The organism is Bartonella sp. JB63 (assembly GCF_002022665.1).
Taxonomy (GTDB): domain Bacteria; phylum Pseudomonadota; class Alphaproteobacteria; order Rhizobiales; family Rhizobiaceae; genus Bartonella.
In genome coordinates, this window is record NZ_CP019788.1 from 1,307,745 (window position 1) to 1,320,000 (window position 12,256).

The 12,256-nt window shown below is 33.3% G+C and carries 8 protein-coding genes and 1 tRNA gene; 5 read left to right on the forward strand and 4 right to left on the reverse strand.

Annotated features, from left to right (window positions below; all coding sequences use genetic code 11):
- The first annotated feature begins 33 nt into the window (after positions 1 to 33).
- Complete coding sequence (locus tag BJB63x_RS05755) at positions 34 to 2,451, forward strand: TIGR02302 family protein (protein WP_078719671.1); 2,418 nt, start codon at positions 34 to 36, stop codon at positions 2,449 to 2,451.
- A gap of 217 nt (positions 2,452 to 2,668) precedes the next feature.
- The gene (locus tag BJB63x_RS05760) at positions 2,669 to 3,433 is read left to right on the forward strand and encodes a class I SAM-dependent methyltransferase (RefSeq protein WP_236823886.1); all 765 of its coding nucleotides are present in this window, start codon (positions 2,669 to 2,671) and stop codon (positions 3,431 to 3,433) included.
- Positions 3,434 to 3,499: 66 nt separating this feature from the next.
- Here BJB63x_RS05760 and BJB63x_RS05765 read toward each other — a convergent pair whose 3' ends face one another.
- Positions 3,500 to 4,183: a response regulator transcription factor gene (locus BJB63x_RS05765; protein ID WP_078719369.1), complete on the reverse strand. Its 684-nt coding sequence runs from the start codon at positions 4,181 to 4,183 to the stop codon at positions 3,500 to 3,502.
- Positions 4,184 to 4,249: 66 nt separating this feature from the next.
- Here BJB63x_RS05765 and BJB63x_RS05770 point away from each other — a divergent pair, with 66 nt between their 5' ends.
- Complete coding sequence (locus BJB63x_RS05770) at positions 4,250 to 4,813, forward strand: L,D-transpeptidase family protein (RefSeq protein WP_078719370.1); 564 nt, start codon at positions 4,250 to 4,252, stop codon at positions 4,811 to 4,813.
- Here BJB63x_RS05770 and BJB63x_RS05775 read toward each other — a convergent pair.
- Together BJB63x_RS05775 and tsaD are read right to left on the reverse strand one after the other, a co-directional pair.
- Complete coding sequence (locus tag BJB63x_RS05775; RefSeq protein WP_078719371.1) at positions 4,810 to 5,238, reverse strand: EVE domain-containing protein; 429 nt, start codon at positions 5,236 to 5,238, stop codon at positions 4,810 to 4,812. The genes BJB63x_RS05770 and BJB63x_RS05775 overlap by 4 nt on opposite strands.
- A 38-nt stretch (positions 5,239 to 5,276) precedes the next feature.
- Positions 5,277 to 6,371: a tRNA (adenosine(37)-N6)-threonylcarbamoyltransferase complex transferase subunit TsaD gene (gene tsaD / locus BJB63x_RS05780; protein WP_078719372.1), complete on the reverse strand. Its 1,095-nt coding sequence runs from the start codon at positions 6,369 to 6,371 to the stop codon at positions 5,277 to 5,279.
- Between the two features lie 1,267 nt (positions 6,372 to 7,638).
- Here tsaD and BJB63x_RS05785 point away from each other — a divergent pair.
- Positions 7,639 to 9,270, forward strand: coding sequence for a hypothetical protein (locus tag BJB63x_RS05785; protein WP_078719373.1), 1,632 nt, complete (start codon positions 7,639 to 7,641; stop codon positions 9,268 to 9,270).
- Positions 9,271 to 10,335: 1,065 nt separating this feature from the next.
- Here BJB63x_RS05785 and holA read toward each other — a convergent pair.
- Positions 10,336 to 11,388, reverse strand: coding sequence for a DNA polymerase III subunit delta (holA, locus tag BJB63x_RS05790; protein WP_078719374.1), 1,053 nt, complete (start codon positions 11,386 to 11,388; stop codon positions 10,336 to 10,338).
- 731 nt (positions 11,389 to 12,119) lie between these two features.
- Between holA and BJB63x_RS05795 the strand changes: the two genes are divergently transcribed.
- A tRNA-Gly gene (locus BJB63x_RS05795) sits at positions 12,120 to 12,194 on the forward strand.
- Positions 12,195 to 12,256 lie beyond the last annotated feature (62 nt).

Below are 12,256 nucleotides of genomic sequence, written 5' to 3' on the forward strand. Positions count from 1 at the left end.
ACGTACTGCTATAAAAAAGGTAAATGTTTATCCATGAAAAATAAAAACATCAAAAGTTTTTCAGAATTAAAGCTTTTGTTTGTGCGCATTTCTGTTTGGTGTATCTTATTCTGTGAACGAATATGGCCACGATTATTACCGTTTTTTCTTGCTCTTAGCCTTTTATATTCGCTTAGTTGGTTTGGCATTTTCAATGCCCTTGGCTATTGGGCACATTTATTGCTTCTGTGGTTTGTACTTTTTATAGGGATAGGGAGCCTTTTTCTGCTTTTCGGTTTCCGTTTTCCTACAATAAAAAATATTAATAACCGTATTGAAAAAACGAATAATCTCAAACACCAACCTTTAAATGTTCAAACGGATCGTTTATACTCTGAAGATGAAGGAGATATAACTACAAACATTTGGCGTGAACATCAACGCCGTATGGCAGCGCAATTATATCATTTACGAATTGGATTAGTTTATCTCAAGAGTGAATCCTATGATCCTATGGCTCTTAGGAGTTTGTTTGTTTTATTGTGTGTCTGTGCTTTTAGTTTTTCTTTTGGCTCATCAGGTGGACGTTTAGCAGATGCATTTGATTTTCGTCCTACCGTTGATGAAAAATTAATGCGGATTGATGCTTGGGTTATACCACCTGCTTATACAGGAATTGTGCCTATTTACCTAACGCAAAGTGAAACAACACAGTTTACAATTCCTGAGAATAGTAAAATTTTTGTGCGTATTGTCAATGGTGCTGGTGTTACAGTAACAGCAATTTCCGAAGAGGATAAACAGAAAACTTTACTCAATAAGAAAAATGAACAATCGACTTTAAATGATTCAATTATTCTTTTTGAAACACATTTAGAGCGTTCAATATATTTATCTTTATCGTCGCGCTATAATCAACAACAATGGCATTTACGCATGATTAAAGATCAATTACCGACAATTCGCTGGTCAGAAAAACCAGGGCGAATTTTATCTGGATCATTAGAATTGCAGTATGAAATGGATGATGATTATGGAGTTACAAATGCCTTTGTTGAAATAGAACCCTTTTTTGATCAAGAAAAAAATAACTCTCTCCTTTATAAAGCACCTGAAATAAAACTTCTTTTAGCACGTAGTGGAAAAGGTAAAATGCGAATGGTGCAAGATTTATCAAGTCATCCATGGGCTGGTTCGGAAGTAAAAATCACTTTGGTAGCAAAAGATGGTGCCAATCAACAGGGACGCAGTAAGACTTTTATCATGACATTACCACAGCGTATTTTTGCAAATCCTGTCGCACGTGCAGTCAGTGAACAACGTCGTTTATTGGCTCTTAATGCATCTGCACGCGATCATGTGCTTGATATGCTTTCTGCTTTGCTTTTGCATCCAGAAAATGGTCTTCAAGATACGATGCATTTTCTTCTCTTACAAAGTGCATGGACAAGGCTTTCTATGGCAAAAACAGATGATCAATTGCGAGATGTCGTTGATTATTTATGGAATATTGCTTTAGGAATTGAAGATGACCAGTTTGAGTCTGCTCAACAGAGATTAAAACAAGTACAAGCAGTTCTCCGTGATGCATTGCGGCATGGTGCTTCAGTTGCCGAAATTGAACGGCTTATGGCAGATTTACGACAAACTGTAAATGATTATATCAATACTTTAGCTGAAAAAACACCAGAAGACAAAGATTCAAGAGAAGTTAATCTTTCTATAGATACATTACAGAAAAAACTGAATTCGATTGAGGAAATGGCTAAAATGGGTTCTTCTTCTGCAGCTGAACAGCTTTTAGCCGAAATTGAACAAACACTTGATCATTTGCAAATACGGAAAAGTTATAAAACAAATGAGCAAAACAATAACCAAACGACACATATGAAAGAAAAGATGGACCGACTTGGTGATTTAATGCTTCGCCAGCAGGAAATTCTCAATGAGACACACAATTTAGAAACAGAGCAACAATATGGAAACACTGTGCCAAAAGTGCAGAGCGAATCCCTAAAAAAACGCCAGAATGAGTTGCAATCTGAACTATCGATCTTAAAAAAAGAATTGACAGCAAAAGGATTTGGACAAATTGATGCATTGAAAGAAGCAGAAGAGAAAATGAATTCTGCAGGAGATGCTTTTGATAAGCAAGATCATGAGCTTTCAATACAAAACCAATCAGATGCTTTAGAAGCTTTACGACGAGGTGCACAAAATGTGTTAAAAAAGATGCGTGAAATGCTTAACAAAGCGGGACATAATCAGAATTCTATTTATAATCCTAAAGATCCTTTAGGACGTCCACTTTACCCAGAAATTGATCAGAAACAAGAAGATGTGATTCAACCAAAAGAAAATGATAAAATGCGCGCACGGCAAATTTTGGATGAAATCCGCAAACGTCTTAACAATGATCATATTTCAGAAGAAGAAAAGAATTATCTTGAAAGGTTACTTCATTTTAATTGAGAAGAAATTCTTTATCGCCCCTTGGAAAAAGCATATTGCGAATTTTTATAAATAAAAATGATAATAAATTTCAGTGTTTATAATACTCGTAATATAAGAGACCATAAAATAATTTGTACTGCTATGCTTTTAATCTTAATTAAAGATTAAAATTTTTCTTCTTGAGACAAAAAAGCAAAGTGCCATATAAATCTAAGTATGTGAAAATTTGCAATACTTGAAATTTGTTTCTAAACGGTATTTTAAATTGGATATAATTACATTAAAAGATTTTTACACTTCCACGCTCGGTATGCGCGTAAAAATGACCCTTTGTGATCAATTAAATGCTTTTTGGCCTAATCTTATTGATAAACGGGTTATGGGTCTTGGTTATGCGCTTCCTTATCTTTCTGTATTACGTCAACGTTCAAAACAATGTTATGCTTTTATGCCTGCTAGTCAAGGAGCGTCACCTTGGCCTTGTTCTGATAAAGTTGCTACAGCACTTGTTTTTGAAAAAGATTTACCTCTTCCTGATGCTTCGGTTGATCGTGTTTTATTGGTACATGCTCTTGAATACACAGAAAATTCACGAGAAACACTAAATGAAATATGGCGTATTCTGATTCCTAATGGTCGGCTCATTATTATTGTTCCCAATCGCTGTGGATTATGGGCACGTAATGATCATACACCTTTTGGCTATGGGGAACCTTATAGCCGACAACAAGTAGTTCGTTTATTTCAAGAAACTAATTTTATTATTGAATCAATACAAGAAGTTTTACATTATATACCTTCTTCAAGCTATGTATCGCGATTATTTTCGTTTTTTTATGAGTCATTGGCCAGCCATATCTTTCCTTATTTTGGTGGACTTTTAATGTGTTCAGCACAAAAACGTGTCTATCAAGATTTATTAGTGCAGTGTCGCCAATCGCGACGCGTTTTTATTCCTACTTTAACACCACAAACTTGCAAAAGAGATATACTATTCTGATTCGATTTTTTGCAGAAAAATTTACGTGGCCCAGATTTTACTTAAAACAATAAGTGCGCAACACAATTAAATGTTCAAACGATATCTATTATGATCGGTAATAAGAATTTCTGCATTAGAAGGATCTTTTTCAATTTTTTTGCGCAAACGATAAATATGGGTTTCTAATGTATGAGTGATGATATTCGCATTATAGCCCCAAACGTGTTCCAATAACGTTTCACGATTTACATTTTGATTTCTGGTCTTATAAAGATATTTAAGAATTGCTGCTTCTTTTTCTGTGAGGCGAATTTCATTCTTCTCCTTATCAATGAGAAGTTTTTCCCTGGGTTTAAAAGTGTAAGGGCCAATATAAAAAATCGCATCTTCATTGTGTTCATATTGGCGTAGTTGGGCGCGAATGCGAGCTAAAAGTGCTGAAAAACGAAAGGGTTTTGTTACATAATCATTAGCACCCATCTTAAGGCCTAAAATAGTATCGCAATCTGTATCACAATCAGCAATCATAATAATGGGAGCACGAAATCCTTGGGAGCGTAATTTTTTGACAGCTTCACGACCTTTAAGATCAGGAAGTTCGATACCAAAAATAGCTAGATCAACATTTTTTTTTTGAGCTATTGAGATTCCTATTTCAGCAGTTTTTGCTTGAAACACTGTAAATTCTTTATGAATTTGCAATTGTTCTACAAGAATAGAACGAAGATCATTATCATCCTCAACAATTAAAAGGGTATGGTCGTTCATTTTTTTCCTATAAGGTATATTTACATTCCAACTGAATGGAAAATAATTTCATAAAAATAAGAGTAGATGCAAGTGTCATTAAAAAAGAAAATACATAAAAAACAACCTTTTGTTTTTTCTATTGTCATTCGCCGACAACCAGGCATGCAGACACGAGGTATTCTTTGTATTGGTCAGCATCGTCTTTTTTGTGCTTTAGGCCGGACTGGTATTTCTGCTTTTAAGCGTGAAGGTGATGGAGCTACTCCTTTAGCAAATATGCGCTGTTTAGGGGGCTTTCGCAGTAATTTTTACCGTTATTTCCCACGTTCAACTCTAGCGATCCGCCACATTCACGCACGCGATGGTTGGTGTGATGCAAGTGGAGACGCTAATTATAATCGTTTTGTAAGTCTTCCTTATCGTAAAAGTGCTGAAAAAATGCAACGTGAAGATGGTCTTTATGATATAGGTCTTATTCTGGATTGGAATATTACAGAACGAAAGATGGCAAAAGGAAGTGCTATTTTTATGCATTTAGCACGAGATAATTATATGCCAACAGAGGGATGCATTGCACTTTCATATCGTGATATGCGACGTATTTTACCCTATATTAACCAACGTACTAAAATTATTATTTTAGGTTAAAGATCTATGAGTTTCAATCTTCCCATAAAGCATATTTCTTTCCATTCATCTTCTGTAACCGATTGTACTGATAAGCGCGTAGCTCTGACCAGTAACATATTTTTTAATTTTGGATTAGCTTTGATTTGTTTTAATGAAACAGGATTTGGTATATCACAGATAGCACGAATATCTACACATTCCCAGCGTGAATCGAGACTCGTAGAATCAGGATGAGCTTCAGCGCATACTTCCACAATGCCAACTATTTCTAATCCTTGATTTGAATGATAAAAAAAACCTTTATCACCATATTTCATAGCGCGCATATTGTTGCGTGCTTGATAATTACGCACACCATCCCATTGTTCACCATCAACTCCCCTTTGTTTTTGCATATCCCATGACCATTTATGTGGTTCAGATTTAAAGAGCCAATAAGCCATGAAGTCTCCTTTTGCTTAGATCTTATGAGTTTCCAGATTTATACTTTTGTTCCACGACGTCCTGTTCCGATTAAAGGGGAAGCTTTTTCATCTAATGGCCAGCGTGAGCGAGGTGCGATATCAAGAGAACTTACCTGTCCCCGTACTAAATGCTCAGCACCAGCAAAAGCAATCATTGCAGCATTATCTGTACACAAAGAAAGAGGTGGAGCAACAAATTCAAAGCCGTGTTGATGAGCGAGTTTCTTTAAACTAGAACGAATAGCCTGATTAGCAGCAACTCCTCCAGCCACAACTAAAGCAGGAAGAGTATATCGCTCACGATGAGAAAAAGGATAACGGTGAATAAATTGTTGCAACGACAAACTAACCCGATCCTGCAATATATCGATCACAGCTTCTTGAAAACTTGCAGCAATGTCAGAAACATCATTTTCTGTCAAAGGTGCCATAGCTGTTGCGATTTGCCGAACAGCAGTTTTAAGGCCAGAGAAAGAAAAATCCAGCCTTTTATCGCCTTTTAAAGGCCGTGGAAGAGAAATGCGATTTTTATCCCCTAATAAGGCAGCCTGCTCAATTGCTGGACCGCCAGGATAAGGAAGACCTAAGAGTTTTGCGGTTTTATCAAAAGCCTCTCCTAAAGCATCATCAATCGTGGTGCCTAAACGCTGGTAATGACCCACCTCATGGACAAGGATTGTTTGCGTGTGACCACCTGAAACCAAGAGCAATAAATAAGGAAAACTAACATTATGCGTTAAAACAGCTGTTAAAGCATGTCCTTCTAGGTGATTGACTCCAATAAAAGGCTTTTCGGTAGCAAAGGCTAACGCTTTTGCACTCATAAGTCCAACTAAAAGTCCTCCTATCAAACCAGGACCACTTGTTGCTGCAATAGCATCAATATCTTTGAGTTTTATCTTGGCCTCTTTAAGCGCTTGGAGAATTAAACCATCAAGAATTTCAACATGAGCACGTGCAGCAATTTCAGGAACAACACCACCATAAGGTGCGTGGTGATCAATTTGACTCCAAATAATATTGGAAAGAATACGGCTTTTTCCTTCATTGTCGCGTTCAACAACAGCGACAGCGGTTTCATCACAACTCGTTTCTATTCCCAACAGATGCATTTTAGGCTAAATTTTATCTTATTAAGATTCTCTAAATATAGTACGTATCATGAATATACAAAGATGAAAAGAATTTCGCCTAAAATTGGCTGAGCTAAGAATCGAAAGACTTTGCTTATAAAGTCTATAAGATTTATGATACTTTATAAAGCAAGCTAAAGGTGCTGTGTGCTTTCTAATGACATCAATTTTAAGCAATTATTTCTTACAGACCTACCAATCATCATTCGACTTTAGCATAACGTAACAAATTATTGACTAAAATTCTTTCTTAATATTAAAAAATAATAACAAACTGCCACTGTACTCATATCGGAGAGATAATTTCATAAATTACGTCTATTACGTACTTTTTAGAGATTGTAGATTTATGAAAATTTTTACATAACTATCCTCACAAACCAAAATCTTTTGTTCTTTATAATTAAGTAATATCACAATAAAAAATACTCTCTTGAATCTTATAAATGTATTGTAGATAGTAGATCTGCTTTTAAATGAGTAATGAAAAGACAAATTTTAAACTAGTAAAGCAAGCGAAATTTTTAATGACATTAATTATACCTTTGAAACAAATTGGCAACATAACTTATACATTAGAATTATTTCAACGAGTTACTAATTGCTAGTTTAGCAATAATAAAAATCGTTTATAATATTTCAAAATTAAAAATTAAACAAATTAGTAACTGATGAAATATATTTTTCTTTAATTTCCAGTTTAAACTTTCGAATAAAAATAATAAAAATCTAATCTTATTAATTTTCATTGCTTCATTTTTCTTAAAAAAACGATTAGATTTTATATTTTAAATATTATAACAAATATTTAGCTGAAATATTTATAAAAATTAAGTTTGTAATTTATTACAAAAGAAAAACATAAATGCATTTCCTTGATTAGGCGTTATTAATATCATGTGTCTTTTATGCCAATTATAATATAAAATTAACATACTATTCTTCAAAAGACTTGCAATTTAAACTAATTTATTAATAATTAGGCTGTTTTGTATTATTATTTTGTATAGTGAGATGTGTAAAATAATATTCTGGTTTTTAATGCATTATAAAATAAACACTTTGATTTATAAAAATTACTTTAATGAGGTGAAATTATTAGGAGACTATAGAGGTTATTTTTCGATATTAATGATAAGCATATTACAACTACGATAAGCTTTCTTAAATAGTATAAGTAGATGTTGGGGGGGGAGTATCAATTTTCTAAAAATCTTATTAAAACTACGAAACAGAGAATTACTACATGCCCTTACAATCAACAAACCAACCAAAGAAAAAATTAAACAATCAAAACCACAACAATCAAAAAGAAAAAAAATATACCCTTATAGCTTTAGAGAGTGGAATGTATCGTATTGTAGCCGCTAAATCCTTCTCAGATGTACACGAAGGTGATATAGGTGGTACTATTCAAAATGAAAGGAATTTGTCACACGAAGGTAACTGTTGGGTCTATCCACGTGCTTCGGTTACTGGAGAAGCTAAAGTTTATGAAGATGCCAAAATTAAGGATGATGCCAAGGTTTACGGAAAAGCGAAGGTTTATGGAAAAGCGAAAGTTGGTGGAACGGTAACGGTTTATGAAAAAGCCAAAATTTATGGTAAAGCTGAGATTTATGGAACATCTCAAATTCACGGGAAAGCCATGATTTATGGAAATGCCGAAATTGATGGAAGTTCAAAAGTTTATAATGATGCTAAAATTTATGGAAATGCTCAAGTTAAAGGGCTAAACAAGATTTATGGAAATGCCCAACTTTATGGAAATTGTTATGTCATGCATAGTGCCATAGTTTATGGTAATGCTAAAATTTATGGCAGTGCTCAGATTAGTGGGAAAAGTAAAGTTTATGGTCATAGTAAGGTTTATGATACTGCTAGAATTTATGACAATGCTAGTGTTGCTGGAGCGAGCGTAGTTTGTGGTAATGCTCATATTTACCAAGATGCCAAGATTTGGGGTGGTAAGATTAAAAAAAATGCAACAGTTTTGGGCAATGCGGAAATTTTTGGTAAATCTAAGATTTCTGGCAATGCTAAAATTGCTGAAAACGCCATAGTTTCTGGTGCAGCTCAGGTTTTTGACAATGCTCAGGTTTTGGGAAACACTAAAATTTATGAAAATGCTAAAATTTTTAATAATGCTCAGATTAAAGACAAAGTCGAAATTTGGGGAAATGCCCAAATTTGTGGTAACAGTATAATTTCAGGTGAAGCCAGAGTTTATGAAGAGGCTCAAATTTTAGAAGATGCTAAAATTTTTGACAATGCTGAAGTTTTTGGAAAAACTGTAATTTTTGAAAAAGCTCAGATTTATCAGTCTGCAAAAATTTATGACATGGCTACGGTTAGTGGAAATGCTAGGGTTTTCGAAAATGCTCTCATTTTCGAAAATGCTAAAATTCGTGATAATGTTCAAGCTTTGGGCAATGCTAAGGTTTACGGTGATACCGAAATTTCGGATTTTGCTAAAGTTTATGGCGATTCTAGAATTTTTGGAAATGCTCAGATTTTCGGAAATACTGAAATTTATGAGGATGCTAAAGTTTATGAAAATGCTATAGTTAATGAAAATGCCAAAATTTATGGTTCTGCGAAGGTTTACGAAAATGCCAAAGTTTTCGGTGACGCTCAAGTTTTTGGCAACGCTTCAATTTTCGGTGAAGCCCGTGTTTTCGGCAACGCTGAGGTTAAGGATATACACATTTTTAAGAGAGATGCAGTTTTTGGCGACGCATTTAATATCAACGAGGATAAATTTAATATTAACGAGAATGGAAATCAAACTCTTAATGAGAATAATGTGATTTATGATGATATTAATAATGAAACTAACTATAAAAATGTTAATAATGGCAAAGCTATGCAGATTTAAAATTGAGGATTACGCATATCGAAAATAAAGTTAATTATTTGTGCTAATTTGTAAGTTTATGGGAAATTACATTTTTTGAAAAAAGTTTTCTTAATAAGAAAAACTTACTAGAGATTATAGAGGCTAAATTACAAAAGCAAAAATAATTAAGGTTGGTTATTATATTTTACAAAAAGACTTTATGAAACAGCATAAAGTAATAAGTACTAAAACATAACATTTTGTACTTAGTAGGATACACTTTTACAGCATCTTAGTTTACTTAATGACTGCTTAGAAGCAGTTATGAGCACATACTGTATGAGTGTATCCTATGTTTGTTTACATATATGTTACTATAACCAAATGTAAAAAGAATTGTGGGCAAATATTTTTAAGCTAAGAGGAAGGTCTCTATACAAAACTGAACAAAAGTAGCTATTCAAGTTAGTGGATAATCAAATCTCATGAGAATGGTAAGAAATGGTTGAGCTTTTAGATATGTTTTTAAATTTTAAATACCATGAAAAGTTTCAGTTTGATCATGATAGAAGTTTCTAAGTTCCTCTATTAAAATTCTGATAAAATCGATCTAACTAGTTAAATAGAAGATTTGATAATAATAGAAAGCGTCTATTTCTGAGGAACTAGGACAAATCTGATATGAGCAGATAATTATATAAATACTTTTAATCAGATGTTACCAACCAAGAATTTCTGTAATATATTAAAGTGATTTATGCAATTATTTTCCTGATATCAGCAGAACCAACTTTATCATTACTTCTTGTTATAGACAAGCAAATAGCAGCTAATGACTTGTTATGTCGTATTACTAAAAAAGTAATAATTCTTAATCTTAAGATAGCATCAGTTAATTAACGTTATCAAGAAGTATATGATGTTTATCCCTAACCCTAAAATATATGATCAGCATCACGCACATTCTTCTAAAGAACTTGCCCAATAATCTATTTATGATGAAACACAACAAGCTATGACATTGCATTATATACAATAATTGAGAAAAGAAAATTTCTGCTGCGCATATTCATAAAAATACCACAAAAACCGGTCTGGATATAATTAGATATCTCGTGAATCCTTTTGGTGTTTTGCAATAACTGCCAGTTCTAACAGAGCTTTGTGAATGATTGTTTTATTCAAAAGTGGGTTTTTACGACTCTCTAAGATAGTGGATTGTATTTTTTCCATCGCATATAAAATCTGCTCCAAACTCCAATATTTTAAAGCTTGTTCAACTGTTTTTTTTCTTTGAAAAAAAATTGGTGGTCGTGTTTGAGCAACTGCTGCAAAAGAATTTTTACCTTCAATTTCCACTTGATAACGTAAAAGCTGTAACTGTTGAAAATGTCTTTGAGCTACATTCAAAATAAAGAAAAATGTGCTGTTCATAGCTACATAACGACTAAAATAAATCTCAAAACCTACTAAATCTCCCAGTAAAATAGCATCAATTACTTCATCTTGAGAAAAAGCACTCACATTGCTAACAACAGCTTTTACATCCTCAAGAGTAACATGAGTCTTTTTTAAAGCATAAAGACAAATCTTTTCCAATTCACTACGTGATGCAAGACGATCTTCACCTATATTTTGGTGCAAAAATTGACGCGCTTCCAAAGAAACAGTTATATTGAACTCCTCTAAAACCTCATCAATCAATACATTAAGAGAATGAATGTCATCTGCATAACAAGGCAAAGCAATTGCTGTTGGTGCCGTTTCAATAATATTGCGTAATCCTACTCCTTTTTTTAAATCTCCTGCCTCAATTAAAATAAAACTTGTTGTTGGTGGTTCTGTTATTAAAAATTTAAGTGCTTTAAGAAAGCCTTTGTGGTTAGCACCATTCGATACCCATATTAAACGATCACCACCAAAGAGTGACACAGTACGCGCTTCATTTCCTAATCGTGCAGGGTCTTTATCAATTTCAGTAGCATCCAAACGAACAGTTGAAAAAGGATTTTCTATCGCCACTTGGGTGAGCTTAGCAAAACGCCGAGCACGTTCACAAACAAGACCGCGATCTGGTCCATAAATCAAAACAATGGGAAAAGAACGCGAAAAATATTCTAAAAACTGATCAACTTCATGTGCTTTCTTCTGAGCCAAAACATTAATCCATTAAAAGTCTATCATCAAAAGCTTCACTAAAAAACCTCTGAAATAGTTCAATTGAACTATCCACATCTAAACTTTTACACTCTGTTTGACAATGTCTCAGTTTCAGATTATTTTCCACTATGCAACATCGTAATCTGCTCTCTATAATCAAAAATCTAATGCACAGAATTCATTATTATCTAAATTATCTAACGATTTCTTTTTTTCTTTAATAATTCTTCGCCAAAAGATCATAAAATAAGCTGTTTTTAAATCTAATCTTGAAGAAGACGCATCAAACACTAAACCATTTATCCACATGCAGTAGCAACAACAAAATTCTTGATTAAGAATTATTAACAGCATTATTCATATTATTCTGAAGAGACTTTTCAAAATAAAAATTTCACCAGACAATTTTATTTTTAAAAATTACCGTTTCTAGAAACTTATAATCTTCTATAAAGAGCACTGTTAATGTGATCTTCTGCTTTTATCAAATTTTCATTCCCAAAAAAGTGATTACAATAAGACATAATCTTACTTTTCAACACGATCATAACCTTTAATGGTAAAATAATCATAGAGAATAATTGACCTAAAAAGCACTTTTAAAACAAATCTTTATTCTCATTTTAAACATCAAAAAAATAAATCATGCAAAATATTATTTTTTTGTTGCAATTCAGAAAAGCCTACGCCATAGATAATGTTTAAGAAAAAATATTTCAAATTCTCAAGCGGGTGTAGCTCAGGGGTAGAGCACAACCTTGCCAAGGTTGGGGTCGTGGGTTCGAATCCCATCGCCCGCTCCATTAATTAGCGTGGATTTATTCTAAAATGTGAACTAATTCTTAAAAATATAAAGCTTTTTTTA